Origin of the sequence: Lentilactobacillus curieae, from assembly GCF_000785105.2 — a bacterium.
GTDB lineage: Bacteria > Bacillota > Bacilli > Lactobacillales > Lactobacillaceae > Lentilactobacillus > Lentilactobacillus curieae.
In genome coordinates, this window is sequence record NZ_CP018906.1 from 409,474 (window position 1) to 435,343 (window position 25,870).

Here is a 25,870-nt window from a genome sequence, read left to right on the forward strand (position 1 = left end):
CAACTATCCACATTTATAGTAACAAATATGCATAGTTGATTCATTTTTGAAGATTAGTATTTAACTGTCTTAAGCTCACTGACTGTTCGGTTGATGTTATCACTTTGGGCAATCACTGAAATTACAGAAACGCCGGCCACACCTGTCCCTGCCAATTCTGTAACGTTATCTTCGGTAATCCCACCAATAGCAACGACTGGATAGTCACTCAGCTTAACCAATTTGGCAATTTCTTCTGGGCCAATCACCGGATCAGCATCTGCTTTAGATTGTGTTGTAAACGCCGGACCACTACCAATGTATGCTAACCCAGAAAGCTGATTTGCTTCCTCAACTTGTTCCTTAGTATCACAAGAAAGGCCGACAAATATCTGGTCGCCAACTTCAGTGATCACCTGACCTACCTTTTGATCCTTTTGACCGACGTGAATTCCGTCAGCCCCCACTCGCTTAGCCAACGCCACGTCATCATCCACAATAAACGGTACGTTGAAATCCTTACATAATTTCTTTAGAGTAACTGCCAGTTTGTACTTGGCTTCCCCTGTCAGTGAAGTCGGCCCCTTTTCCCGAAACTGAAACGCTGTAATTCCAGCGTTGAGAGCCTCAGTCAAAACAGAAACAATCGTCTGGTTTTCGTTTTTAATATCTTGAGTTCCACAAATAAAGTAAGCGCCTAGGTGCTTTGATTCAAATTTAATCGTCATCGTTTTCTCCCTCAATCTTTGCCCAATGATTCAGTGGACCATGTCCGTGACCCACTTGAATTCCGTCAGCAATGGTGGCTGAAACGTAGCGTTTACCGATTCGAATCGCATCTTCAACACTCTTACCCTTCGCCAATTCAGCAGTAATGCATGAAGACAGCGTATCTCCAGTTCCGTGAGTCCGGTTGGTGTCCACTCGGGGGCTTGTGACCCAGAAACTATTTCCGTCCTCAAGCAGGACAAAATCAGAAGACTTGCCTTCAGAAATATTGTGGCCACCCTTAACCAGTACGTTTTTAACCCCCATATCTTGAAGCTTTTGAGCAGCAGTTTTCATATCATCTTCTGACTTAATCTGCATCCCCGTTAATTCTTCTGCTTCAGGTAAATTAGGGGTCAAAATTGTTGCTAATGGTAGCAATTCTGTTTTTACCGTTTGGATTGCGTCCTCAGACAATAGTCGAGCGCCACCCTTGGCAATCATCACTGGATCCACTGTAAGTGGCCCTAAGTCATACTTCTTCAGGTTTTCAACAACCGCTTCGACCGTTGGCACATCTGCCAACATTCCGGTTTTAGCTGCCCGAATTTTCAAATCTTCTGCCACGGACTTGAACTGCTCATCAATCATCTTCTTGGGCATTGCCATAAAGTCAGCAACCCCCAGAGTATTCTGAGCAGTCACCGCAACCACGACCGCTGCTGAAAACACGTGTCGTTCCTGCATTGTTTTAATGTCTGCCATTACTCCAGCACCACCGCCACTATCTGTACCAGCAATTGTCAGAGTTTGAACTGTCCCGTTTACCATTTATCCGCTCTCCTTAATCAAACTGGGCGTGTTTTTCAACATCAGCCACTGAAATCAAGTGCAACTCATCAATCAACTGGGGACCAAATGAGCCCGCCAAAGGTTGATCCATCCGATTAGCCACTATTTCTCCGGCAACTGCAAAAACCGTTGCTGCAACTTGGGCCGCCTCAAAGTAGTCGTCTTCAATTGCCACAAACGTTCCGATTGTGCTTGAAAGCATATCGCCTGAACCAACATGTAGTTTGAACAAATCAGTGTTGTTATAAACGCGAACAACTGCGTCACCATTTGTAATAATGTCAGTTTTACCGCTCAGAACAACAACACAATCACGTTTTTTTGCAAGCGCCTTAGCAATTGCCTCTAAGTCAGCATCCCCTTCACCAGCATCGATTCCCTTAGCTTGCCATTCAACATCTGCTAATGCGGCAATTTCACCGGCGTTACCACGAATAACGGCCACATTAATGTTATCGAGCAATTCATTACATCTATCTAACCGATACTGAACCGCCCCAACGGCAACTGGGTCAATCACGATTGGCTTATTGTATTGGTTGGCATACTTAGTTACAGCCGCAATTTGATCTAACTGGCCTTCAGTAAACGCCCCTAGGTTGACCGTCAACGAATTAGAAATCTTGATCATTGCCTCAGCTTCATTTTTTTCTTCGGACATGATTGGAGATGCCCCAATGGCATTAATTCCATTTGCGACATCTTGAACAGTGACGAAATTAGAAATATTAAAAGCAATTGGATTTTGTTTCCGTAATTTACTTAGTAGATCAATTTTCATGACAACTCTCCTAAAAATAAAAATACCGTCACCCAGACACTTTTGCATGGATGACGGCTTTATCAGTCGAGTTGACACATTCCCTACGCAAGTGTTGGCTTACAGGTTCAAAGGGATCAAGTTGATAAAACTCGTCTCAGCTGCTACGGCAGCACCCCTAGTGTTTATAGGTTGATTTTACTTGGTTTCGGTCTCTGGGTCAATTTGATTTCGTTGTGCCTTTTCCTTATTGACCATTTTTTGAGCCATAGTTCTAACTTGATCCATCAAGGCATCAAACGCCTTGTCTGGAAGAATCTTTTGTAGTGCAATTGATGCCTTAGCACCAGTGCCACCTGCGTAACGAGCTTTAGGTTTTGCAGAAAATGCAGCTTGGTCAACCATTCTAGCAACTACCATTGGTTTAGATGCGTAACGATATGCTAATTCAAAGAAGTCGGCAACCTTGCGACTAGCTGCTGCGTATGCGCCATCACCAGAAACTTCATTCAGGCTCTTCATGGCAATCTTGCTCCAGTTGGACTCAATTGCACCTGGTTCAACGACAACAACATCAATCCCAAATTCTTTAAGTTCTTGACGAAGTGAATCGCTCATTCCCTCAATCGCATACTTAGAACCAACGTACCAGCTAGCCAAAGGCATTCCGGTCTTGCCAGCCATTGATGACATGTTGATGATGCGACCAGAACCTTGTTCTCTCATGATTGGCAACACTGCCTGAATCATTTTCATTGCCCCAAACACGTTGACTTTAAACTGGTATTCACCATCTTTAAGGTCGACATCTTCCAAGGAGCCAAACGAACCAAAGCCAGCATTGTTTACCAAAACATCGATATGCCCCGCATCATCATAAATAGTTTGCACTGCCTTGTCGATACTATCGTAATCAGCAACGTCCACAAATCCAGTCTTGATTCCTAAATCATCAAGTTCATTCATCTTTTCTACTCGGCGAGATAGAGTGTACACTTCCATACCGTTACGGTATAAATGTTTAGCGATTTCTTTACCAATCCCAGAAGAACCGCCCGTAACAACTGCCACTTTTTTAGTCATAAGTAAGGCCCCCTATTTATTGTTTAACACCTTAATCATACCATTAATTGAGTTTGAGACTGAAACATAGGTCTGGAAAATTATTGGCTTTCTTCCTAATTTGAATCAATTTTATTTGAAAAACTATGCTTGAGAGAATAGACTTTTAGTAAGTTAAATTAAGGAGGAACAAACATGTCATTAACTGATACTTACACTTTATATAACGGAGTGAAAATTCATCAAGTTGGTTTTGGTACTTGGCAATCAGCTGACGGTGATGAAGCCTACAAAGCTGTTAAGTGGGCTCTTGAAGCCGGCTACCGCCATATCGATACCGCTGCCGCATACGGTAACGAAGAAAGTGTTGGTAAAGCGATCAAAGACAGTGGAATTCCACGTGAAGAGCTCTTTATCACCACAAAACTATGGAATGAAGATCATGGGTACGAATCAACCAAAGAGGCCTTTGGCAAGTCCCTAGAAAAGCTTGGCCTCGACTACGTTGACCTTTACTTGATTCACTGGGCCAACCCAGTTAAGTTCCGTGACAACTGGAAAGAAGCAAATGCCGGTAGTTGGAAAGCATTTGAAGAATTCTACGAAAATGGCACCGCAAAGGCCATCGGAGTATCTAACTTCCGACCAAAACATTTAGATGCCCTATTGGAAACTGCTAAAGTTAAGCCAATGGTTAACCAAATGTTTATCAACCCTTCAGACATGCAACCAGGGGTTGTTGAATACAACAATGATCACGACATTTTGACAGAAGCGTACAGCCCACTTGGAACCGGTGCTATCTTCAAAATCCCAGAACTTAAGGAAATTGCTGACAAATATGGTAAGTCACCTGCCCAAGTTGTTTTACGCTGGTCACTGCAACATGGCTTCTTGCCACTACCAAAGTCAGTTCACGAGGAGTACATCAAAGCCAACACTGAGATTTTTGACTTTGAATTAAGCGAAGAAGACGTGAAGACAATTGATAGTTTCCACGGTAAGGCTGGGTTGGCAACGGATCCGGATACGACGGACTTCTAATCTAATATAGAAGCAACTAAATAATAAAGCTACACTAATTAAAAATAGCCAAATGTGCACTGGATAGAACACGTAGAAGAAATTCCGCATGCTCTTTCCCTTTTGGCCGTTGTACATCGACAAAATCACGATTGAGAATACCAACATCCATTCCGTGTTGGTGGTAAATGCATGACTTGGATCCATCAAAAAGATGGCTACAGCTACAGCCGAAATCCCAATCATTTGCCACGAACGCTTCTTCCTCAACAAGTACAGCAATGGGGCAACATATAGGAGTACGCCACCTTCTGCCATAGTTACACTTGGGAAGATAAACAGAACGCTAACTAATTTAGGAAGAGCTGCGAACAAACTCATCTGAACAACTGACCAAACGATTGGGATAAGGATAATCCCAATCCCCTTAGCTATTTGTACACCCGAGTGTTGCTTAATTCCATCCTCTATAAAGCTAATTCCATACATCGTGAAAACACCTAAAAACAGGGTTCCAAAGATATTATTTAATAATGCAAAATCACCGATACTAAAGAAATGCTGAACAATTGCTGTACCAATATTCATAATCCAGAATCCAATCAGCAAGCGCATCATGTATCGAAGTCGATCATGTGTATGGATAAATCCTTCCACACTAATAAACATAAAAATTACAGCAACCGGCCGACCAATCCAATCAACCCAACCAGGAACAACTGGTTCAAACATTTCGTGGACGTGATCAATAAACATCATAATAATTCCAATTACTTTGATGTCAAAGTTAGTTAAACCACGCCACTTTCTTTGTGCGGTTTCAATAATAAACTCCCCCTTTTTGCTTTTTGACCATTGTAATTATTGCGGATGTGACAACGGTTGTCCACAAGTTGCACACTAGCTTTAACAAAAGGTAATAAATTTAAAAAAGAGGTAACCAACAGATTCAAAAAAGAATAATACTCAGTTAAGAGATAGTTAAGAATTCAAAAATAGATAGTTAAATTTCAGGTGTTAATCTCTTAGCGTAGTCAAAAAGGTAATGCAATTTGAGGAGGAATTTATTATGAAGAACATGAAGAAATTATTAACAATCAGCGCAGTTTCACTTTCAGGATTAGTTGGTTTAGCAATCGCAGGTAACAACAATGTTGCTAAAGCTGCTCCATCATTTCCAACTTACAAGGGAATTGCCCACGACGCTTTGGATCCCATGGGTTCAGTAAACTATACATCTAATAAAGACTTCAACATCGCTGATGGCATGTCAGGTGCTGGTTACTATTCAGGAGGAACTAAGTACCTCGGTCCTAGGAACGGTAAGAGTGCTGCGGCAGCTATTTCAACAATTCAAGTAAAGGTTTCTGATAGTAAAAAAGGTAAGGTCTTTAAAATTAAGACCATTAAACCAAGCATGAGCACCATGAAACAGCCAGCAGTTGGCCCTCGTTTAGACACAGTTCCTAACCTGAGCTTCAATGGTTTAAGTAAGATGAAATTATCTAAGATGGCACAATCGGTTGGTTTAATGGGTTACTCAGTCAACAAAGGAATGAGCGCAGGCAAGATGGCCTTTGACGGTAACTCAATGGGAGCAATCAAAGTCAACGCCAAGCGGATGGACACTAACAAGGGATACCGCCTCTTCGCATCCCTTTCAGCACTGAAGAATGCCCAAGGCAAGACCCTTTCAAAGGCTAGACTAACAATCAATACTAAGAGTGCTAAAGGTGCCATGGGTTCAGTAGCTAAGCTATACTCAAGCACAGGCAAGGCTAATACATTATTAACTGCTAAAGCCGGTGCTAAGGGTGAAGCAATGGTCAAGCTTGGCAAAGGTGACGTTAAGTTATTAGTTGCTAAAGCTAAGAACGTCAAAGCTGGCACTTACCAAGCAAACTTGGTATTTACCCTTGCTAACAGTGCAAGCGCCTCAGCAAGCAAAGCTAACGCTAACGCAATGAGAACTCCAAGCGACTTGAGCTAAATTTTATGTAATTTAGATAAAGCGAAGCTATACTTAAATCACAAGTATGGGTTCGCTTTTTTTAGGAGGTGAGATGAATGAGCGCAACTATTTTACTAGTCGATGACGAACCATCAATTACCGATATCAATAGCAAGTATCTTGAACGAGCTGGATACAACGTTCATATTGCCGCCAACGGAATTGAAGCCTTGGAATGGCTAGATGATCATACCGCTGATTTAATCGCCACGGTGATTAACATCCTTCACCTTGTAACGAAGAGCGCCATTTGCTGACTTTGCGTAATCAATAACCTTAAACATTGGTCTGTTTACACGCTTATATTGCTTGTAGTAAGAAACTCTACTTGCGGTACTGAAAGTAGGTGTCTTGTACATATAAATTGGTCCAACTGAGTAAACAACTTGGCCAATAACTGGAGCATTTTCACCCGCGGTTGGAACTACCGTAGTCCCTGGTGTTGTACTTGGTTGGCTTGGTGCAGGCTTCTGTGGTTGAGTAACTGTGCCAGTTGCTTGAGTTGGTTTGGCTGGAGCTTGGGAAACGACGAGACGAACGGTTTTATCTTTGTATCCTTTGGCTTTCAAAGTTACATAATGGATACCTTGCTCGCTATAAGACTTACCCGTCATATCTTGCTTACCGTCCCAAATACTGATATTTTGATCACCAGCACCCGCCTTAAATACATCAGGAGTGACAGCAGTTCCAGTGTAGATTGAGGCGTCAGAAGCTGTCATGTCTTGGTCTACATATCTAAAGTAGAAGTCGTGTAAATTTGTATAATCATTGCCTTCACTATAACGAATAATGGCATCTGTGCCGTCTGGAACACTAGTTACCCCACTCTTAGGAGATAATTTTGCTATTTCATTATTAACAGAAAAATCAAAGTAATCGTTCGGTTCTTGTTGATAGGTAATGAATGCTCCACCTTGATCTACATTCTTAACCATCCTTACTTTAATTCCTTTAGTGAAACTATTCGTCGGAATCTTTACCGGATTATCTATAGAGTTTCCGTTGAAAGCAGTAAATGACTTGCCACCATCAATTGAATACTCAAAGTTTAAATCAGGATCAAAGAATTGAAAGTTTAGATTACCAACATGCTTATTGTTTACAAAGTAGTTCACAGTAAAAATATAATTAGCCTTTTTGAATGCTGGAGAATCAACAAGGGGATAAATAGGATTATTAGGAAGCAGCAGTGGTAAGGAAGTAAATGACTTACTACCCTCATCGATTGCAAGTGAACCTCCCTGATATCCTTTTCCAGATTCAGGAATTTGATTGATTGAAATCCGATTTCCATTGATGCCCTTAGTTGACATTCCTGGTAGTGGTACTTTAATTGCAGTATTTTTATCGTCTTTGCCAACAAGATGGATGATATCATTTTGCTGAGTTCCATTAATTAAATAATGAAATGAGACATCTGGCAATTTGTTATCATCTGTTTTATTTTCAGTGCCATCAGCCGCACTCGCCTTCATTCTCCCAAGCAAAATCGCTAAAACTGCGACAGAAATAAATAATAAAATCTTCTTATTAATTGCTCTTCATAAAATTCCTCCCTCAGTGGTTACATCACACTATTATAGTATCACGACTGTAACCAAAATGTAATGGGCATGTAAACGTTTACGGTAAGATAACGTCACATTTTCTTCACAAATATGTGTTATCGTACCCTCATACTGTTTTCGATTTTATATTAAGGAAGATTTAATGAATAACTACAATCAAAATTTTTACGAAGAGGATGACGTTCGCGTTGATCCTGGTCAGCAATTCAACATCAAAATCAAGCATCTCGGTATTAACGGAGAAGGAATCGGCTATTACCAACACAAACTAGTTTTTGTGCCTGGTGCCCTCCCAACCGAAACCGTGACCGTCGAGGTTCAAAATGACCTCAAGAATTTCATTCGGGCTAGTTTAGTTAAAGTACTAGAAACTAGTGCAGAACGGATCGACCCTGTTGATGAATACGCCAATAATGTTGGTGGTTTTGAACTAGAAAATCTATCATATGACGCTCAACTTAAATTTAAGCACGACATCATTGGTGAGACACTAGAGAAGTTCCAACCTGAAGGTTACAAGAAGTACAAACTTCTTCCTACAATTGGGATGGAAAATCCCGTTGGCTACCGTAATAAAGCCACATTCCAAATTCGTGAGCAAGACGGCAAAGTCGTTGCAGGTTTGTACAAATCACGAAGTCATGAAGTGGTTGACTTACAAACTTCAGCACTCCAACATCCATTGACTATGAAAATCATGCGGGCAATTGTCACGATGATTCAAGACTTAGGCATCCCCGTTTACAATGAGGAGCAAAACTCTGGAATCATCAAAACTGTCGTGGTTCGGGTAGCCGTTGCTACAAACGAGGCCCAAGTTACCTTCATTACCCAAAGTAAGAAGTTGCTGAAGAAACACCAGTTAATCGAACGGATTCACGAAGAACTTCCCGAAGTTGTCAGCATTGCTCAAAACGTAAACCCTGGCGAGACTTCCCTAGTATGGGGCGACGAGACCATGCTAATCGATGGCAAAAACACCATCACTGAGAAAATTGGTGACGTTCGTTTTGATTTATCCGTTAGAGCCTTCATGCAAGCTAACCCTTATATGATTCCAATTCTATACGACGAAGCCTTTAAGGCGCTTAATCTCCGTTCTAAAGACCGAGTAGTCGATGCTTACTCAGGAGTTGGTACTATTGGGTTAACAATTGCCAAAGACGTCCGTGAAGTTCGCGGAATGGATACCATTCCAGAAGCTGTCGAAGACGCCAACGTCAATGCCATCAAAAATGGAATCATGAACGCCACTTATGAAGTCGGCAAAGCCGAAGAGCTACTACCAGCTTGGTTAGATGAAGGCTTTAAGCTAGACGCAATCATCGTTGATCCACCCCGAACTGGGTTGGATGATGCTTTGATCGACACAATTTTGGACACCGAACCTAAAAAGTTTGTCTACATTTCATGTAACCCTTCAACGCTAGCTCGTGATTTAGTTAAATTAACTGAGAAGTACCGCGTTGAATACATTCAGTCAGTTGATTTGCTTCCACAGACCGCCAGAATTGAATGTGTTGTTAAATTTATTAAGAAGTAAAAGGAAGAGTGTAAATGCAAAATCCGTTTGGAAATGGAAATAACGATGATGATGATAAGAATCTGATTCCAATTCCCCCTAACTATGCAACAATCGTTAAGCCAGAGACTGGGGAGATTCGGATTGCTAAGGTGGGCTTTTCGTTTACGAGTTTCTTCTTTGACGTTTTGCCATCAATCTTTAGAGCAGATTGGTACAACTTACTATGTATGGTACTAGTCCAGATAATCGTATCCCTCGGGGTAGTAATGTGGTCACCAGTACCAGCAGTCCAACTTGAAACTGTTTTGAACTGGGCTTTTGGAATCCTCTGGGGATTTCTCTACAACATGATGTACTTTAAACACAAGTTTAATCAAGGTTATGTCCCTGCAGATGAACGTTCAAAAGAACTACTCATCGAAGCTAAATATCTCAATCCAAATAAATAATGCGATAAATTGCGTAACAGAAACAAAAAAGGTTTGTACCCCTACCGGAGTTACAAGCCTTTTCTTTTTTATGTGTTATGCCTGATTGTGTTATGCCTGATTGTGTTTTCCACGGTATCTTGAAGCTAATGTCAAATCATTCATTCAAGTACTACCCCACGCATACCGTTTGATTTAACTTATTTAATCGTCACACATGCCGAAATCCCCCGACCGGCTCATTTAGCTTTCATCCCCGATAACTAACTAATTAATCAGACACTTAAATCTACCATACCTATGAAATATCGCAACTTTTAGACTTACTATTAGTAATAAAATTGACTATCATTATTCCTAAATCGGAATGTTCGTCTTTAAGAACCCTTGATGTAACACAAAGGTTACATTTCTGCGTATTTACATATTCACTGAAAAAAGTAATAAAAAAATCATCGTTTTCATACCGAAAAACCCGCATATCGGGGATTTTGGTCCTGACACTTTCTTATTGCTTTCATAAAATATGCATAATTAAAGCATGAAAATTGTTAAACGCTTGACATTTCCAAATTAAGTAAAACGGTTAATCTACACTCAACAAACAAAAAAACGTCACAATCATTTTCATGAAAGCAACGTTTTATACTTATTCTTCATCAAACTTACTATATAAATCAGCAAAGTTTACAGTTCCCAAACCGGTAGCTTGGTTGTACAACTTACCTGGTTGACCCGTGTAGTAAAGATTGTTGTTGTCCTTGGCACTGTCTAACACATTAAACGGTGAATTGGATTGACCAGCAAACCGATAGATTTGTGGGTTCCAGAATCCAATTGGTTGCGTTAACTTACTGTTAAGATCAGCACTTGCGGCAGCCATCTGTGGTGATGCAAAGCTAGTACCACCAGCAACTATCCAAATCGTATGATTTCGATTTTGCTTTGTCTTGGTCGAAGAAACGACTGCATACCCAGTTTTGCCGTCAGAATTAGCAGACACATCTGGGAAGTTTCTACCAGAATGATTGCCAGTTTTAACCTTCGGATTCTTGTTGATCACATAACGGCCGTGTTTAAAGTCGAGTAGCTTAATTGCCCGATAGGTACCGACACCAGAAATAGCTGATTGATACCCTGGAGTTGCGTTTAACAATGAGAATCCACCTCCACTTCCAGGGAAGTGGCCGACTTTAGTTTGTGACTCGCTGAGAGAATAGGTATCTCCCCAAGCTCGTTCTTGTTCAACATTGATTAACTTACCGTTGGAGACCTTAGTGTATGGTAATGTAGTTCCACCAACATCCGTTACGTAAGGAGACCCAGTTGGCAAATCATGATTTTCAGGTCCAATTGGGGCATTATATGGACCATAATCACCAGAGGCATTGAATACTGATATTCCTTGTAATGCCGCCTGCTTCAACAACTGATTGAATGCCTGGTTGTATTGCTTAATTGTTCCACTTTCACCAGGAGTGTATTTGATTCGTTCGTTACCAACCCCAAAACTCGTAGATAACTGGTTTACTTGATTATCTGAAATTGCGTGAGCAAACGTGGTGTAAAGCATTGCATTTCCCGTTGCCTGTTCATTTACAGTATCACCGATGTAGACGTCCACGTTAGCATTAGGTGCCACTGAACTTGATTGTTCTACATCTAGCGAAACCTCTAGCTGATTCATGAAGCGGTTTTCAGACACATGCTTACTATAAAGCTTATCCATTTCCTTTTTCGATGAGTAAACATAGTGATTGTGAAGCCTGCTAATATCTCCCGGCAAACCGTTAGTCTTTAGATACTTCTTAACGTCAGCCTTGTTGTAATGGCCCAAAGCAATAAGTCCAACCGATTCTCCTGAACCGTCCCCTCCATTATTGATCAAGTGAGATAGTTTATAACGGTTGGTAAACTTCTGTGCCCCGTACTTTTTATAAAAGGTAGTTGAACCTCCATTTAAGCTTGGAGTCTCGCCAGTTTCAACAACTTTAGGTTGGACCTTACTCTTGGGCTTTGATTTAGCGGCCAAAACGCCAATTACAGTCAGTGTCTTAGAACTGAGTGACTTAGGTAACTTTGTCTTTACATAATGATATTCATGACTAGCTGAAGCACGTTTGGCATTGAATGCCTTGATCAGATTTTGGCGAGAGCCCTCAACTGTTAGTACAAGGTTTCCATCCAATGCTTTAGTTTTAAGGTGGTGCTTTTTAAAGTAGGATTTGAATTTACTGATGGTTTCCGAACTCTGACCATAGTCTTTAGAAAATTGGCTGGTCGAAAGGTATTGCCGATACGTTGGTGAGTTTGGGTCAACTGTATCGTTGACTGCACTAGTCATTTGACTTGCATTTTTAGCTTTTAAAACCACAGTGGCCGTGATTGGCTTAGCCGTTTTCTTGGCCGCAGAAGCTGGCGTACTTGATAGCCCAATGGCTAAAGGTGCGACCATTAGGGCTGTAATGAATAATTTTTTCCCCATATTAGTGTATCCCCCAAACAATTATTTTAACTTGATTGTAGCATAGCACGTTGCTGGTAAAGAAAATTTCTAGCTTTATTTATTTGAAACCACAAAAAAAGCGCGGTCTCCCGCACTTAATCTCAATATTCAACATTTATAGATTCTAATTCATTAAGTAAATGTGATTCCTCACCATCACAACGAAATCCGGCAATCATCAGCGCCTTATCGTCCTCAATTAGCTGCTTGATGTGCGGTTGAGTCGAGCTAAATGGTGTGCTTGAACTGGTTGAAAATGCAATTAACTTTTTACCACCAAAGGTAAACTTGTCAAAAACAGAATCGATTATCCGTGGTGGTTCTCCCCACCAGGTTGGGTAGCCAATAAAAACTACGTCATAATCGTCCAAGTTAGTAATCGATGTCGCTACTGGCGGCAATAGTTGGAGTTCACTTTCATGCTTGGCTATGCGCATGTAGTCGTTAAACGCCTCAGGATATGGCTGAACTGGGACAATCCGTTGAATGTCACTACCAGTTATTTCCTGAATCTGCTCGGCTGCATGCTTTGTATTTCAAGTCAATGAGAAGTACAACACCAACGAATGAACGTTGTCCCATTCACTTTCTACCATTCATATTCCTTCCCTCTATGGCGCAAATCCACGTCAGACTTTGGTTCCATAATTAAATACTAAAGTAACTAGCAAAAATTATCAATACAGTGTATCTATAATTTTTGGGTAAACTTAATTGTTTCGGTTAATTTCATCTCATCGGGAGCCACTGAACACCTGCAGGCAACCACTTTAACCCCAGCCTTCATTGCCCTAGAGATTGCATCGTAGAGTAAAGGGGCCATCTGCAAATTAATCTTCATCTCATCAACGTAGTCCATTTGAACAACAAAATAAAGACTAGCGTCTGCCTCGCTCTGAACCGCTTTTGTCATGGTGTGGACGTGTTTAACAGCTCGGGTAGTTGGCGCATCTGGAAACATTGCCAACTGTTCATGTTCAAGGGTAACCCCCTTAGTTTCAACCCAGCAATCGCGACCATCTAGAGTTTGCGTCCAGAAATCAATTCGGGAATCGTCCAGTTTGGTTTCGGGCCGAAAATCGGCAAACTTTCCTAACCCTGGTAACGACAATGTTTCTGTTAAGGCTTCCTTGACCACCGCATTCGGCGCTTGGCTGTCAATGTTGATCCAATGACCTAACTTATTTACCGCTACTAAATCATAATCCGTTTTCCGCTTATCGCCAGGATTATATACCAAGCTAACTTCATATCCAGGAACTAATAGTTCCTTATTTCGACCAGTATTTTTCAGATGAACTTGAATCTCTTGACCATCTAACTCACAAACAACTGTGAACCGATTAATTTTCTTAACAAACTTAGCTAAGTGATAATTGCTATATTTCATATCCTTGCTCCATTCATTTACTATCTGTAGAAATTATACTCCCATTAAGTGCCGTACCAAGTTTCCACCTGTTTTCATTTATGTTTCAAAGCCACCAGCTATGCAGTATCACGGCATTTTATGTAACAAAAACAATACAATGTGTTCAAAGGGATTGCATATTTTCTGAAAGTTAGTAAACTAGCAAAAGTGACTTTTTTAAGGAGGAAATTAATTTGTCAGTTACTAAAATTCTTCGGGTGAGTAAAGATAGCTTTCTAAAGTTCATCAATGTGCTCGCTGACATCTTTGTCCCAATCATTCCAGCAATCGTTGCGGCAGGTCTACTCATGGCGCTCCACAACGTCTTGACTGCCCCGCACCTGTTTTCTGCTCAGTCATTAGTGCAAATGTATCCCAACCTAAAGGGAACTGCAGCGTTTATTGATACACTATCAAATGCGCCATTTACCTTTCTACCAGTTCTAATTGGATTTGCCGCTACCAAACGGTTTGGTGGAAATCCATTCTTAGGTGCCGCTATGGGAATGATGATGGTTTCGCCCGCTTTGGTTAGTGGGTATGACGTAAGCTCAGCAATTGCTCATCATACACTAGGCTATTGGAACATGTTCGGTTTGCCCGTTGCTCAAGCTGGCTACCAAGGATCTGTGATTCCAATGCTAGCCGTTGCATGGATCCTGGCAAAAGTTGAAATCTGGTGTCATAAGAAGATGCCCGAATCACTTGATTATACATTTACTCCGTTAGTTGCAATTTTAGTAACTGGTATTCTAACCTTCGTTATCGTTGGCCCCGTAATGCGTGGAGTTAGCGATGGAATTACCGATGGTCTCCTTTGGTTGTACAACACCACCGGTCCAATCGGGACAGGTATTCTTGGGTTAATGTACGCACCGCTAGTAATCACTGGTTTACATCAAAGCTTCCCGGCAATTGAAACCCAGCTGATTGCTAATATGAAGCAAACTGGTGGCACATTTATTTTCCCAATCGCATCAGTATCAAACATCGCTCAAGGAGCTGCTGCTCTTGCAGTATTCTTCTTGGCAAAGGATAAGAAACAAAAAGGACTGGCTTCATCTGCCAGCTTCTCAGCATTGCTAGGAATTACAGAACCAGCAATGTTTGGGGTTAATATCAAACTAAAATTTCCATTCATATCATCAATTATTGGTTCAGGAATCGCTTCAATTTATTTGGGACTGACCCACGTTCTAGCAGTATCCCTTGGATCTAACAGTGTACTGGGCTTTATCAGTATCGCTCCTCACGCTATCCCATCGTTTCTAATCGCCTGCGTGATTAGCTTTGTTGTTAGCTTTACCCTAACTTATGTCCAAGGAATCCGTCAGACTGAAGACGCCTTTGCAAGTATTGGTGAGAAAGAAACTGAAGCTGCAGAAGCGGCCTAAATAAATAGAGAATGGGATAAACATATTCTCATAGAAAAAATGCCGTTATAATTTCAAAAATGAAATTATAACGGCATTTTTCTTTTATCCAAACAGTTGCTACACGCAATAACCATTAGGAATGAGAGTCATTGCTCATGTCTCTCAGTTACTATTGGTCTTGTGGGGGCACTGCGACGTAATCATAGATTACTGCAGTGCTCCCTATTCCCGCTTCAGCTGCTTTCTCGCAAACATCGCTCTTGAAAACCATGCCATCAATGCAGCCCACACTACGGAACCAACTGTCAATGGCCATGGTGTCAAAGGTTGAACTCCCTTTGCATCTCGCCAGCCAATCATAAATTTAGTAAAATCAGCCACCCATGAAACCGTTCGTGAACTCGGTGCCAACGTCCGTCCCATAAAGATCAAAACGACGAACAGTGCAATTGGAGCCGCAATCAAAATGATTCGTTGGTTTCTCTTCGAGAACAGTGATAACAGGCTTCCAATTGCCAACCCTGTCATCGATAACGCAACTAGTAACAACCAGCTAAACAAAAAGTTTACGATCCCAGCTAAAATTGGGTTGTTAAAGTAATCATTGTAACCAGTTAAAAAGATATTGAAGTTCTTATCTCCCGTTAATGGCAATGTTAAATAACCGTATACCAAATTAATGGTATTTCCAATTAAGGTCAAAACTAGGAGCACAATTACTTGGCTCTTGAAAAATGTCATTCTCGAGATTCCGTTTTGAATCAGCACCTTAAAATCGCTGTAAGTAAGCATTGAAATTGCAAAAATGAACACTCCAAACAGTGACCCCAATGGTGTGTCACTTACCTGCTTGGCAAACGAAAATTCGCCAATCGTGCCGGTAACCAAAGCCAATACCAATGGCAGTACCAACGTAATTGCAATTGCCCACGCATACAACCAACCAACGGCAGAAATTTGGTGATCAAATAAAAACTTATTAACTTGTCTAGTTTTCATTAGTAATTACCTCCATTTTCCTTGGGGTTGGTCAAAAATACGAACAGCTTTTGCAAATCAAAGTTAGAGATCTGCACAGTATCTGGGATTGGCCGATCATCATCTAAATCACCAAAGATATAGTCTGTTTTTAAGTTACCCATTTTATCTGTACCAATAATGTTCAAACCACTGGTATACGTATCCACATCCGATGCTGGACCGACAACAGAATGAGTCCTAGTCAAAACTTCTTCAACAGGTTGATCCAATAGTACGTGACCCCGGTCCACAACCACAACATCACTAACAATATTGGCAACTTCTTCAATTAAATGAGTTGAAATAATAAACGTCCGCGGATTATCAGAGAACGTCTGAATTAGTTCTTTGTAAAACAATTCCCGATGGTTGGCATCAAGTCCCAAAACCGGCTCATCCAATAAGACGAACTTAGCAGGAACCGAAAGTGCCAAAATTAATTTAAAGATTGAATTGTATCCCGTCGATAACTTTCCAAATTTTTGGTCAAGGTCGATTTCAAATTCTGAAGCCAGTCGGTTAGCCAATACGTAGTCAAAACCGCCATAAAGCAGCTCTGTCTCTTGCATCAATTTATTCAGCTTTGTGCCGTCATTGTACAAGTCAACTTCGCTCATCAAGTACATTTGGCCAAGTTTGCTGTCATTATCATCAACGCTCTCAGAGTCGATGGCAACTTCCCCGTTGTCAGCAAAGATTCGGTTTGTAATTATATTTAGTAAGGTTGACTTACCAGCCCCGTTACGCCCCAATAATCCATAAATTTTCCCCTCTTCAAACGTTAAGCTAATGTCGCTTAACACGTTGTGTGATCCAAACGCCTTGGAGACGTGATCAATTGATAATAAACTCATTCAGCAAAACCTCTCCTTACTTGCGCGATTAATTCCTCTTCCGAAATATTTAGACTTTTCGCTTCGTTAACTAGGCTTTTTACGTAATCAGTGTAAAAGGCGCCCCGTTTTTCTTCAAGGATTTTTTCCCGGGCGCCCACCGTTACGAACATGCCAAGTCCGCGACGTTTTTCCAACAATCCCTTACTAACCACCATATTCATGCCTTTAAGGACGGTTGCTGGATTAATATGAAATTCTTTAGATATTTCGGTTGTTGAAGGAATTTGCTCTTCTTCCTCAAATCCACCAGTCACAATTGTTTCTTCAATTTGATCCGCAATCTGACGATAGATTGGCTCAGAACTATCAAACGAAAACTGCATGTTCTCACCTCAACCAACTATTTTTCAATCTTTGTCTTTGGAACAACGAATCTTTGGTAAATTGCTACAGTGACGATGTAGTAAATGCAATATAGAACTAAGAATGCCAGTAATGACCAACCAAACGCTGGGTATGGATGTTGCAGAAAACCACTCTTAACGAATAGTTGTAGTCCAAACGCAACGTCAACTATTCCCAAGATAGCAGGTAATACGAACAATCCTAAGATTTGGACCCTAATTGAGTTCTTGGCAACCGAGCGACGAGTACCTATTTTGTTAAGCATTTCGTATCGTTTTGAATCAGCAGTAGTACCACTGAGAATCTTGAACATTAGGCAACTGGCTAGCATTGCAAGGAAGGCAATTCCTAAGAATACTCCGATGAATTCTAGACTACCAAACAGTGATTTAAGCGATGTGTAGTAGAAGAATGAGCCACCCCATGACATTTGTTGCTTGTTAGGGGTTTGTGCCGTCTGAACTTCTGAAATCTTGTTCAGCTTCTTGTAGTTAGCATCCATATTAGCAACTTTTACTAACTTCAATTTACCGGATTGTGATTGAATAGCGCTAAATTGAGCACCATCGACAAATCTAACTGTCTTGGTCAACTGATCATTAGGTGGTAACAGTCTTGCAAAACCGCTCTTAGCTTCACCGTTGCTATTGAGTTCCTTAGCATCTAACTTAACTACTTTAGCCTTTGACGTTTCCATTGAGCCATTATCTTCACGTGGAACATCAACAAATTGGTATGGTGTGCTGTTAAACTCATCTTCATTAAAGTAGATGACTTTACCCGCTTCTTTGAATGAGTAGTTAGTAACTTGCTTGCCTGATAGTTTGCCAATCAGACCGTTCAATTTTTGATCTGGGTTTTTGGCAGCAACTGAGTACACGCCTTGAATCTTGGTCATTTCTGGGATGTTTTGGGCAAACCCAACCCCCACGGTTATTGCCCCTAAAGCTAAAGCGAATAACAATGAAACTACTGATAAAATTTTGGTAAAATCATTAATTCTAAATTTAAGTTGTGAAATCGTGAAGGTATTTAGACCCTTACTTGCCAAACTTGACTTTTGTACCGCATTTAAAATTGCAACGAAGAATGAGTTAAAAATGAAGTAAGTTCCCAATACGATGGTGAACAACGCAAGTGGAATTGAAAGAATCTTCAAATCTTGAATCTGGTACATTGCCCAATAACCAATTGCTAGCAACACGATTCCCAAAACAGCTTCAATAAGAAGCAAGAACTTGTTTGGTCGTTTCCATTTTGTGCTTGATTCTGACTTCAACAAGCTAAGTGCTGATGATTTAGTGAAAGTTCTGTGGTTAAACAATCCAGAAATTACGAACAAAATCATGAAGAATACAAATGTATAAACAATTGCTTTTGGATAAATTGCCTGGAATCCGCTAGTAGGTAACGCCAGCGAATTAAATAAGAAGCCACTCAGTAATTGAGTGATTCCGGCACCTAAAATTACCCCAATGAATGTACTGATCAAACCAATCATCACAGTTTCTAAGGTAATCAAAACCCCGATTTTACGAGGACGAGCACCAAGCATCATGAACACACCATAATCATGCTTTCTCATCGTCAGTAAGAAGGTATTAGCATACGAAACGTACACCAACGTTATTAGTCCAAGTAAAATGGCACCAAACACAAACACGATTTGGGCACTTTTAACTGAAGTACTCTCAACAAACTTATCGTTAGTTGAGATTGCTTCAAACATATAAAAAATAGCTGAGGCCATTACTAGTCCTGAAAACAGAACTAAGTAATCTTTAAACCGAGAACGAATTCCCGCTATTGAAAGTTTAAATAACATGTCATTATCTCCTTACTTTTATTGTTCAAACGTTCCTAGTTTGTCGAGAACTTCTCGATAAAAGTCTTGGCGATCACGACCGTTGGCTTTCAATTCCTCACCAATTTTTCCATCTTTGATAAATAAGATGCGTTGGCAGAAACTAGCTGAGAATGGGTCATGAGTAACCATCAAAATTGAAACCCCTTGTGAGTTAATGTTTTGCAAAGTTTCCATTAATTCACGAGCGTTATTTGAATCAAGGGCTCCAGTTGGTTCGTCACCAAAGATAATGCTTGGATCTGAAACTAATGCTCTGGCAGCAGCTACCCTTTGTTTTTGACCACCTGATAATTGGTTAGGGAACTTCTCAAGTAAATCACCAATGTTAAGCTTCTTAGCTGACATTTCAACCGCCAAACTAATTTGCTTTGGCTTTGCTCCTTGCAGTGAAAGTGGCAATCCAATATTTTCTTTAACTGTAAGAGTTTCAATCAAGTTAAAGTCTTGGAAGATAAATCCAAGTTGCTTAGATCTAAAATCAGCCATTTTGTTTGCTGATAATTTGGTAACGTCCTTGCCCCCAATTTCAACTTGGCCACTAGTTGGTTGGTCAAGTGTAGCTAAGATGTTTAATAATGTAGTCTTTCCTGATCCAGAAGCACCCATGATTCCAACGAATTCTCCTTCATTGACATCAAATGTGATTCCTTTCAAAGCTTCGTATGGTTTTTCGGTTTTTTCACCATATATCTTGTGAACGTTGTTAGTGGTTAAAATCTTGTTTGTCATTTCGACACCCTCCATGTTGGTTCATTACTTATGTAATTAACCATACATGTACATGAGTAATCTGTCAACAAAACGTCAAAATATTTTTCAATCTAAAATAAAAAGAGGCGCTAGCCCCGCTCCCCAGAAGGAGTTAGGCAAGCACCGCTATTTATTAAGGATTTCTTTACTTAGTTAGTCATCAACTTTAAATGCTCTGGCGGCGTTAACTGCTCGCTGCCAGCCACTGTAAAGTTTGTTTCTACGTTCAGGGTCCATTTTTGGTTCAAATAGTCGCCCAGCTTCCATTTGTTCCTTAATTTCATCGACACTATCCCAATACCCAACTGCTAGTCCTGCAAGAACGGCAGCCCCGAAGGCAGTTGTATCCTCATCCTGAGCTCGTTTAATCGGAATATCGAGAATATCTGCTTGGAATTGCATCAAGTAGCTATTTCTTGAAGAACCACCATCAGCCATTAGGCTAGGAATCTTCATTCCCGTGTCCTTTTCCATCGTATCAATGATATCTTTAGTCCCGTACGCAATCGACTGTAAGGTAGCTTTAACAAAATCTTCCTTCGTCGTGCCGCGGGTTAATCCAAATACTGAACCGCGAACCCCTTGCTCCCAGTATGGGGCTCCCAAACCGTTAAATGCTGGGACAACGTAAACTTCATCATCGTTATGTGAATTCATTGCTGCTTGTCTTGAAGCAGGAACATTATCTATTAATCCCATGCTATCAGCTAACCAGCTCATTGCTGTACCGGCCGCAAAGATTGAACCTTCAAGCGCATAGTTCAGATGACCGTTGATATCATAAGCAATTGTCGTCAGTAGATTGTCATCTGACAACTCAGGCTTTTCACCAGTATTCATCATGATAAATGCACCGTCACCATAAGTGTTTTTAACGGTCCCTGGTTCAAAAGCCAACTGGCCAATTAAAGCAGCTTGCTGGTCACCAGCAATTCCGGCGATTGGAACTTCAATTCCGTAAAATTGGAAGTTTTCTGTTACGCCGTAGACTTCACTTGAAGTCTTAACATCTGGTAATAGAGCCTTGGGGATGTTTAACAATTTCAAAATATCATCATCCCAGCGAAGTGCATGAATGTTGAACATCATTGTTCTGCTGGCATTCGAAATATCGGTAACGTGCAACCGACCACCAGTTAGTTTCCAAACCAACCACGTGTCAACCGTTCCAAATAACAGTTCACCTTTTTCAGCCCGCTCTTGAGCGCCAGGAACTTTATCAAGAATCCAGCGAACTTTAGTTGCTGAGAAGTATGAGTCAATAATCAAGCCAGTTTTTTTATGAAACAGGTTTGAATAACCATCATCTTTTAGTTTCTGGGCCAATTTAGCTGTTTGCTTTGATTGCCAACCAATCGCATTATAGATTGGTTCGCCAGTTTCCTTATCCCAAATAATGGTGGTTTCACGTTGGTTAACGATTCCAATTCCGTCAAGATCCTCTGGATGGATCCCCGCATCAATAAACGCTGACGAAATTACGTTTAGCACTGAAGTCCATATTTCATTCGGGTCAGTTTCAACCCACCCGCTTTGGGGAATTATTTGGTTCACAGGCTTATAAGCCTCAATAACCTTTCGACCACTTTTATCAAAAATCATTGCCCGGGTGCTCGTAGTCCCTTGATCAATTGATAAAACATATTTCTTCTTATCAGTTAAAGCTGACATAGCTTTTCCCTCCAAACATATGTATCCCATGTCTAAATGAATAATACCATAAATCATTTTCAAATCAGAAAATAAGCGTTTACAATAAAAGCACACTACGAACTATACCATAGTGTGCTCTTAGGTTCAAATTTGCTATATTAAGGCATTTTAGTTGCCTATACCAATTACCGTTTAACGTTAATGGCAATGTCTATGTCGTCACTTGGATTCAAAGTCTCGTCGTAGCTAAAATCAGATTCTTGGAAATACTTTTTAATTTCCGAATTGATTTGTTCCAGTGGCCGTTTGTCTCCAGTCTGACGGTGAATCGAAATGTCATATTCCTTTTTATCGTCATCAGTATTTTCAAAATCGTACATAACATCGACGGTATTTAATATTTCCTGAATCATTTGGCGTTCAGTCATAGTAATTTCCTCCAATACAGATAGGTACACTTTTTACTTTAGTCTTATTGAACCAAAATGTTAATAGAGTATTTCATTTGTTTATCAAACTCCTAGGAACATTTACTTTACGCTCAAAACGACTATACTTAATAGTTATCAACTATCGAGGTGACAAGAATGACCACAACTTCTTCACAATTTATTAGCGTATTAATGAAAGCTTTCTTACATAAACAAATGGTGAGTGTCGAACTAACCGACAGCCACCTCTCTGGTTCTGTAATCGGAATCCGTGATTCACAACTATTCTTGCAGACACTGGACAAACAAATCACTAAAATTCCGCTGGATCAAATTAAATCAGCCAAAGTCCTGTGATATTATGTTTATTAGAACAGTAAGACAGAACTGGAGATTACAATAATGGCAAAAACGAAGGATTTCAAGCAGCGGTTTTATTACCTATGCCTATCCTTACTCATTAATTCGGCCGGTAACGCCCTGGCAATTTCAACTAACCTAGGTAGTGCCGTTTGGACTGCGTCTGGAGTTAACCTATCAAAACTAACTGGAATTTCATTAGGGACCACCTTATTTCTTTATGGAGTGGTAATCACGTTAATGAATCAACTTTTATTAGGATCATTCGACCGTAGAAGATTCTTTTCCAACCTACTATTTACAATTCCGTTTTCGTATCTAATTGCTTTATTCGAGTATTTATACGGACTAATTGGAGTTCCAAACTACGACTTTGGTGTCAGAATCGTTCTAGACATCATCGGTTTGTTCATGGTAGCTGTAGCCGTATCAATGTATGCGCGTTCCAACTTGATCATGCATCCAAACGACGATCTAGCATATATCATTAGGTTTAAATTCATCCATGGAAATCCAGTTCTTTCACAGTGGGCTAGTTACACCCCACCAATCATTATCACGATAATCAGTTTTACTTTATCAGGTAAGTTATATGCGATTGGATTCGGGACACTGTTCGCCCTGCTATTCCAAGGAGCGATGATGGGTTGGGCAGACACCCATGCCTTTCCAAAGTTAAAGCATCATGTGGATATATAATTTCATTTCAAATACGACAAATTAAAAAAGTTAGCTATGATATTTATCTTCCATATCATGGCTAACTTTTTTAATTTTGTCCTAACGTCCTAAAAACTCCGCAATCAATTTTTCAGTCTTCTTAGTTTCACTTAATTTAGTCCACAAAATATAATCATGAAAAATATCGTTAAACTCAACCACTTCTATCTCTGACTCAACTGCGTTATTCATTGCATCAACAAAAATTTGGTTATCAGGTACCAGCATTTCGTTATCACCATAAAATAGTTGAATTTTTAGTCCAGATAAATTTTCTTCCATAAATAGATCGACAACATCACCTTCAACTAGCCCATCATCAAATTGCTTACCAATCGTCTGCAGAACATCTAGTTCTAGAAAAACGTCATCCGCTTCTCGATGGTGGACACTGGAATTGGCCAACTCTAAATCCAGCCAAGGCGAAATTGCGACAATTCTGTTAACCTCTGCTGCCCTTCTGGTAGCAACTTGAAGCATTAAGTAGGCTCCAGCAGAATCGCCAACTAAGTTAATTGGCAAACTGTCTGCCACACATTCATCAAACGCCTTAACACAAAAATCAATGATTTCTGTGGACTTATGTGACAGTAACAAAGGAAAGTCGATAATCTTCAACTGAGAATTTGTTCTCTGGGCAAGGTTGGTAATGAACTCCAACTGATCTGCATTCATTGGAGCAGTAAATGCCCCACCATGGAAGTACAATAATTGATTATCAGGTTTAGACACGATGTCCAGAGTTACAATTTGTCCGTTATCAATTTTCTTGATATTATCATTGTACACAGGATCCTCGGAGAATAAATTCTGTTTTTGATTAGGTTTTAAAAAAGTGTGTGAAATGTTGTCCTTATAACTTTCGGATTTCATTTTATGTAAAAGTCGCTTTGATCGAAAGCTCATAGCCTACACCTCCCGTGATGTACCGCTTACATTAATATAACATTCCTACAAAAATTTGTCCGTACATAACTCGTTTTTGATAAATTCACAAAATCTTCACAATTTGTTCATTATTTGGCAACATTTTTTCTATATAGTTCTAAAAGTAGCATAGGTAATAAAGTTTGTTATCTGTGTTAGCAATAAATTAAATCCCCCTTTAATTTATTACTTTTATATTCATATTCTTCCCCTAGAATATAGGTATCTTGAAGATAAGACATCCCCGTGTCTTATCTTTTTTTGTATCTTCACAAATTCTTCACATTTAGAACACAATTTCGTTAAATTTAATTAGTACTATATAGTCAAAGGAAAAATCATAGCGATATTCCTGGTACACATAATTCAACAATAAATTATTTAATAATTCATTGTCGTTTTGTTCGCATCTCCCCCTCATAAAAGATATTAGTCGCAGAAGAGAAGGTTCCCCCAACCTTTTCTTTTTTTTATACCAAAAATTGATCCATAAATCTCCATGTTCACAAAAAAATCACACTTTCGTCGTTTTTTTTTAACAGTTTGTGTGTATATTAAGAACCATAGAGAAGAGGGTTACTTAAAAGCCTCTCTTCCTACCCCCCAATATCGTAATAAATTAATCCCCCATTAATTTGTTACTTTTCATATTCATATTCCCCTCAGAATATAGACATATTTAGAGATAAGACATCCCCCTGTCTTATCTTTTTTTGTGCCTTCGTTTAAAGCAATATTCGAATAAGCTAAATGATTTTCGAATATTCTGATATAATAATTTTGAAAACAAAAACTTTATTATTGGAATGATAGACAGATGAACACTGAACTATTTATAAAAACTAGAAAAAAGCTTGGTTACTCTCAAGAAGAACTATCCAAGGGTATCTGTACCCAAGCTACCCTAAGTAAGTTCGAAAAGTCAGGGAAAGCTCCCTCCATCAAAATTTTGATTAGACTATGTGAACGCCTCGGTTTGACTTTAGACGATATCTTCCCAATCACATCAAAATCAGAAACTGACGCAATCAAAAAGCTAGATCATGCGGAGTTCCAATTGATTACCAGCGAGTTTGACACAGCAAAAAAGGAACTCGCATCAATTAAGAAGGACGATTTACAAGATAAAGCTTTAATGCAGTACTACTTCATTAAGGGATTTGTATCTGCACTTGAAGACGCCCCATTATCTGATACCTTGTTTTACTTTGACCAAATTTTAAACGGTCTTGATGATGATCACCAAACAGTATTCTCTTTACTGGCGTTTACCGGTGTAGGGACTGCTTACTTTAGGAACGGTGAAATCGACAAAAGTGAATTCTACTTTCAAAAGGTATTCGACTCACTTTACTCACTACCACTTGACGATGAACGGGCAGTTTGGCGGGCTCTTAGCATGATTTTCTACACAGCTGATTACTATGCTCACGCTAAGGAATACGACACCAGCAATTCATTGTTAGAGTATGCTTATGGTATCTGTGCAAAGAGTCACGTCACCTACTACGTTGCTAGAATTCAGTTTAGGCGGGCGCAAAATATTCGTGAGGCTGGTCAAGATGATAAACGAATCGGTGAATATCTAAATGATGCCGCTGCGTTTGCGAGAATTAATAATAACCAAAAGTTGTTAAAGAGAATTGAAGATTTTGTTTAACTTATAGTTTATAGATGACAGTTATCTTT

Annotated in this window: 25 protein-coding genes, 1 pseudogene and 1 riboswitch; of the genes and pseudogenes, 9 read left to right on the forward strand and 17 right to left on the reverse strand. The window is 40.0% G+C overall.

What is annotated here, in order from left to right; genetic code table 11:
• Positions 1 to 53: 53 nt before the first annotated feature.
• The 4 genes from thiE to PL11_RS02145 form a co-directional block, all read right to left on the reverse strand.
• Positions 54 to 707, reverse strand: coding sequence for a thiamine phosphate synthase (gene thiE / locus PL11_RS02130; RefSeq protein WP_035166009.1), 654 nt, complete (start codon positions 705 to 707; stop codon positions 54 to 56).
• Positions 697 to 1,518, reverse strand: a complete 822-nt coding sequence (gene thiD, locus PL11_RS02135) for a bifunctional hydroxymethylpyrimidine kinase/phosphomethylpyrimidine kinase (RefSeq protein ID WP_035166010.1) — start codon at positions 1,516 to 1,518, stop codon at positions 697 to 699. The genes thiE and thiD overlap by 11 nt, the downstream gene beginning before the upstream one ends.
• Before the next feature lie 13 nt (positions 1,519 to 1,531).
• Positions 1,532 to 2,320 (reverse strand): hydroxyethylthiazole kinase, encoded by a 789-nt coding sequence (thiM, locus tag PL11_RS02140; RefSeq protein ID WP_035166011.1) that lies wholly within the window; start codon positions 2,318 to 2,320, stop codon positions 1,532 to 1,534.
• 62 nt (positions 2,321 to 2,382) lie between these two features.
• A riboswitch (TPP riboswitch) is annotated at positions 2,383 to 2,489 on the reverse strand.
• An 8-nt stretch (positions 2,490 to 2,497) separates the two neighbouring features.
• Positions 2,498 to 3,382: an oxidoreductase gene (locus tag PL11_RS02145; RefSeq protein ID WP_052127695.1), complete on the reverse strand. Its 885-nt coding sequence runs from the start codon at positions 3,380 to 3,382 to the stop codon at positions 2,498 to 2,500.
• Positions 3,383 to 3,556: 174 nt separating this feature from the next.
• Here PL11_RS02145 and PL11_RS02150 point away from each other — a divergent pair, with 174 nt between their 5' ends.
• Positions 3,557 to 4,405: an aldo/keto reductase gene (locus PL11_RS02150; protein WP_035166013.1), complete on the forward strand. Its 849-nt coding sequence runs from the start codon at positions 3,557 to 3,559 to the stop codon at positions 4,403 to 4,405.
• Here PL11_RS02150 and PL11_RS02155 read toward each other — a convergent pair.
• Positions 4,322 to 5,212 (reverse strand): conjugal transfer protein TraX, encoded by an 891-nt coding sequence (locus tag PL11_RS02155; RefSeq protein ID WP_257787912.1) that lies wholly within the window; start codon positions 5,210 to 5,212, stop codon positions 4,322 to 4,324. The two genes, PL11_RS02150 and PL11_RS02155, sit on opposite strands and share 84 nt — an antisense overlap.
• Positions 5,213 to 5,453: 241 nt before the next feature.
• On the opposite strand from PL11_RS02155, the gene PL11_RS02160 reads away from it, so the two are divergent.
• Both PL11_RS02160 and PL11_RS02165 read left to right on the forward strand, forming a co-directional pair.
• Entirely contained in the window at positions 5,454 to 6,374 is a 921-nt protein-coding gene (locus PL11_RS02160; RefSeq protein ID WP_035166016.1) for a WxL domain-containing protein, read from the forward strand.
• A gap of 77 nt (positions 6,375 to 6,451) precedes the next feature.
• Positions 6,452 to 6,652 carry a response regulator gene (locus tag PL11_RS02165; RefSeq protein WP_078256894.1) on the forward strand — a complete coding sequence of 67 codons (201 nt, stop codon included), beginning with the start codon at positions 6,452 to 6,454 and terminating at the stop codon, positions 6,650 to 6,652.
• On the opposite strand, the gene PL11_RS02170 is transcribed toward PL11_RS02165, so the two are convergent.
• A complete protein-coding gene (locus PL11_RS02170) occupies positions 6,596 to 7,873 on the reverse strand; it encodes a hypothetical protein (protein WP_035166017.1) in 1,278 nt (425 codons plus the stop codon). The two genes, PL11_RS02165 and PL11_RS02170, sit on opposite strands and share 57 nt — an antisense overlap.
• Positions 7,874 to 8,108: 235 nt before the next feature.
• Between PL11_RS02170 and rlmD the strand changes: the two genes are divergently transcribed.
• Both rlmD and PL11_RS02180 read left to right on the forward strand, forming a co-directional pair.
• Positions 8,109 to 9,509, forward strand: coding sequence for a 23S rRNA (uracil(1939)-C(5))-methyltransferase RlmD (gene rlmD, locus PL11_RS02175; protein WP_035166019.1), 1,401 nt, complete (start codon positions 8,109 to 8,111; stop codon positions 9,507 to 9,509).
• Positions 9,510 to 9,523: 14 nt separating this feature from the next.
• Positions 9,524 to 9,940: a hypothetical protein gene (locus PL11_RS02180; protein WP_035166020.1), complete on the forward strand. Its 417-nt coding sequence runs from the start codon at positions 9,524 to 9,526 to the stop codon at positions 9,938 to 9,940.
• 628 nt (positions 9,941 to 10,568) lie between these two features.
• On the opposite strand, the gene PL11_RS02185 is transcribed toward PL11_RS02180, so the two are convergent.
• From PL11_RS02185 to sfsA, 3 genes and pseudogenes are all read right to left on the reverse strand, one after another.
• Positions 10,569 to 12,404, reverse strand: a complete 1,836-nt coding sequence (locus tag PL11_RS02185; protein ID WP_052127697.1) for a S53 family peptidase — start codon at positions 12,402 to 12,404, stop codon at positions 10,569 to 10,571.
• A gap of 122 nt (positions 12,405 to 12,526) precedes the next feature.
• A pseudogene (locus PL11_RS02190) lies at positions 12,527 to 12,946 on the reverse strand (flavodoxin); the annotation flags it as partial.
• Positions 12,947 to 13,116: 170 nt separating this feature from the next.
• Positions 13,117 to 13,815 (reverse strand): DNA/RNA nuclease SfsA, encoded by a 699-nt coding sequence (sfsA, locus tag PL11_RS02195; protein ID WP_035166024.1) that lies wholly within the window; start codon positions 13,813 to 13,815, stop codon positions 13,117 to 13,119.
• 209 nt (positions 13,816 to 14,024) lie between these two features.
• On the opposite strand from sfsA, the gene PL11_RS02200 reads away from it, so the two are divergent.
• Complete coding sequence (locus tag PL11_RS02200) at positions 14,025 to 15,230, forward strand: PTS transporter subunit EIIC (RefSeq protein WP_035166026.1); 1,206 nt, start codon at positions 14,025 to 14,027, stop codon at positions 15,228 to 15,230.
• 204 nt (positions 15,231 to 15,434) lie between these two features.
• Here PL11_RS02200 and PL11_RS02205 read toward each other — a convergent pair whose 3' ends face one another.
• The 7 genes from PL11_RS02205 to PL11_RS02235 form a co-directional block, all read right to left on the reverse strand.
• On the reverse strand, positions 15,435 to 16,211 hold the full coding sequence (locus PL11_RS02205) for a hypothetical protein (protein WP_035166028.1): 777 nt from the start codon (positions 16,209 to 16,211) through the stop codon (positions 15,435 to 15,437).
• Positions 16,211 to 17,086, reverse strand: coding sequence for an ATP-binding cassette domain-containing protein (locus tag PL11_RS02210; RefSeq protein ID WP_035166030.1), 876 nt, complete (start codon positions 17,084 to 17,086; stop codon positions 16,211 to 16,213). The genes PL11_RS02205 and PL11_RS02210 overlap by 1 nt, the downstream gene beginning before the upstream one ends.
• On the reverse strand, positions 17,083 to 17,451 hold the full coding sequence (locus PL11_RS02215; RefSeq protein ID WP_035166032.1) for a GntR family transcriptional regulator: 369 nt from the start codon (positions 17,449 to 17,451) through the stop codon (positions 17,083 to 17,085). Before PL11_RS02215 ends, PL11_RS02210 begins: the two co-directional genes overlap by 4 nt.
• Positions 17,452 to 17,468: 17 nt before the next feature.
• Positions 17,469 to 19,298, reverse strand: coding sequence for an FtsX-like permease family protein (locus tag PL11_RS02220; RefSeq protein WP_035166034.1), 1,830 nt, complete (start codon positions 19,296 to 19,298; stop codon positions 17,469 to 17,471).
• A gap of 18 nt (positions 19,299 to 19,316) precedes the next feature.
• On the reverse strand, positions 19,317 to 20,069 hold the full coding sequence (locus tag PL11_RS02225) for an ABC transporter ATP-binding protein (RefSeq protein ID WP_035166036.1): 753 nt from the start codon (positions 20,067 to 20,069) through the stop codon (positions 19,317 to 19,319).
• Positions 20,070 to 20,243: 174 nt separating this feature from the next.
• A complete protein-coding gene (gene glpK / locus PL11_RS02230; RefSeq protein ID WP_035166037.1) occupies positions 20,244 to 21,761 on the reverse strand; it encodes a glycerol kinase GlpK in 1,518 nt (505 codons plus the stop codon).
• A gap of 167 nt (positions 21,762 to 21,928) precedes the next feature.
• A complete protein-coding gene (locus PL11_RS02235; RefSeq protein ID WP_035166038.1) occupies positions 21,929 to 22,171 on the reverse strand; it encodes a hypothetical protein in 243 nt (80 codons plus the stop codon).
• Between the two features lie 159 nt (positions 22,172 to 22,330).
• On the opposite strand from PL11_RS02235, the gene PL11_RS02240 reads away from it, so the two are divergent.
• Entirely contained in the window at positions 22,331 to 22,531 is a 201-nt protein-coding gene (locus tag PL11_RS02240) for an LSm family protein (protein ID WP_035166039.1), read from the forward strand.
• Positions 22,532 to 22,576: 45 nt separating this feature from the next.
• Complete coding sequence (locus PL11_RS02245; protein WP_035166040.1) at positions 22,577 to 23,233, forward strand: YczE/YyaS/YitT family protein; 657 nt, start codon at positions 22,577 to 22,579, stop codon at positions 23,231 to 23,233.
• Positions 23,234 to 23,314: 81 nt separating this feature from the next.
• Here the strand turns inward: PL11_RS02245 and PL11_RS02250 are convergent, their stop codons facing one another.
• Positions 23,315 to 24,160: an alpha/beta hydrolase gene (locus tag PL11_RS02250; RefSeq protein ID WP_035166041.1), complete on the reverse strand. Its 846-nt coding sequence runs from the start codon at positions 24,158 to 24,160 to the stop codon at positions 23,315 to 23,317.
• A gap of 838 nt (positions 24,161 to 24,998) precedes the next feature.
• Here PL11_RS02250 and PL11_RS02255 point away from each other — a divergent pair.
• Positions 24,999 to 25,841, forward strand: coding sequence for a helix-turn-helix domain-containing protein (locus tag PL11_RS02255; protein ID WP_035166043.1), 843 nt, complete (start codon positions 24,999 to 25,001; stop codon positions 25,839 to 25,841).
• Positions 25,842 to 25,870 lie beyond the last annotated feature (29 nt).

Excerpts from the sequence above, each read along its gene's own strand:
- rlmD (WP_035166019.1), top strand. The coding sequence starts at position 8,109 with ATGAATAACTACAATCAAAATTTTTACGAAGAGGATGACGTTCGCGTT.
- PL11_RS02180 (WP_035166020.1), top strand. The coding sequence starts at position 9,524 with ATGCAAAATCCGTTTGGAAATGGAAATAACGATGATGATGATAAGAAT.
- thiM (WP_035166011.1), bottom strand. The coding sequence starts at position 2,320 with ATGAAAATTGATCTACTAAGTAAATTACGGAAACAAAATCCAATTGCT.
- PL11_RS02245 (WP_035166040.1), top strand. The coding sequence starts at position 22,577 with ATGGCAAAAACGAAGGATTTCAAGCAGCGGTTTTATTACCTATGCCTA.
- PL11_RS02215 (WP_035166032.1), bottom strand. The coding sequence starts at position 17,451 with ATGCAGTTTTCGTTTGATAGTTCTGAGCCAATCTATCGTCAGATTGCG.
- PL11_RS02160 (WP_035166016.1), top strand. The coding sequence starts at position 5,454 with ATGAAGAACATGAAGAAATTATTAACAATCAGCGCAGTTTCACTTTCA.
- PL11_RS02145 (WP_052127695.1), bottom strand. The coding sequence starts at position 3,382 with ATGACTAAAAAAGTGGCAGTTGTTACGGGCGGTTCTTCTGGGATTGGT.
- PL11_RS02250 (WP_035166041.1), bottom strand. The coding sequence starts at position 24,160 with ATGAGCTTTCGATCAAAGCGACTTTTACATAAAATGAAATCCGAAAGT.
- sfsA (WP_035166024.1), bottom strand. The coding sequence starts at position 13,815 with ATGAAATATAGCAATTATCACTTAGCTAAGTTTGTTAAGAAAATTAAT.
- glpK (WP_035166037.1), bottom strand. The coding sequence starts at position 21,761 with ATGTCAGCTTTAACTGATAAGAAGAAATATGTTTTATCAATTGATCAA.
- PL11_RS02235 (WP_035166038.1), bottom strand. The coding sequence starts at position 22,171 with ATGACTGAACGCCAAATGATTCAGGAAATATTAAATACCGTCGATGTT.
- PL11_RS02240 (WP_035166039.1), top strand. The coding sequence starts at position 22,331 with ATGACCACAACTTCTTCACAATTTATTAGCGTATTAATGAAAGCTTTC.
- PL11_RS02220 (WP_035166034.1), bottom strand. The coding sequence starts at position 19,298 with ATGTTATTTAAACTTTCAATAGCGGGAATTCGTTCTCGGTTTAAAGAT.
- PL11_RS02185 (WP_052127697.1), bottom strand. The coding sequence starts at position 12,404 with ATGGGGAAAAAATTATTCATTACAGCCCTAATGGTCGCACCTTTAGCC.
- PL11_RS02205 (WP_035166028.1), bottom strand. The coding sequence starts at position 16,211 with ATGAAAACTAGACAAGTTAATAAGTTTTTATTTGATCACCAAATTTCT.
- thiD (WP_035166010.1), bottom strand. The coding sequence starts at position 1,518 with ATGGTAAACGGGACAGTTCAAACTCTGACAATTGCTGGTACAGATAGT.
- thiE (WP_035166009.1), bottom strand. The coding sequence starts at position 707 with ATGACGATTAAATTTGAATCAAAGCACCTAGGCGCTTACTTTATTTGT.
- PL11_RS02170 (WP_035166017.1), bottom strand. The coding sequence starts at position 7,873 with ATGAAGGCGAGTGCGGCTGATGGCACTGAAAATAAAACAGATGATAAC.
- PL11_RS02150 (WP_035166013.1), top strand. The coding sequence starts at position 3,557 with ATGTCATTAACTGATACTTACACTTTATATAACGGAGTGAAAATTCAT.
- PL11_RS02165 (WP_078256894.1), top strand. The coding sequence starts at position 6,452 with ATGAGCGCAACTATTTTACTAGTCGATGACGAACCATCAATTACCGAT.
- PL11_RS02210 (WP_035166030.1), bottom strand. The coding sequence starts at position 17,086 with ATGAGTTTATTATCAATTGATCACGTCTCCAAGGCGTTTGGATCACAC.
- PL11_RS02225 (WP_035166036.1), bottom strand. The coding sequence starts at position 20,069 with ATGACAAACAAGATTTTAACCACTAACAACGTTCACAAGATATATGGT.
- PL11_RS02255 (WP_035166043.1), top strand. The coding sequence starts at position 24,999 with ATGAACACTGAACTATTTATAAAAACTAGAAAAAAGCTTGGTTACTCT.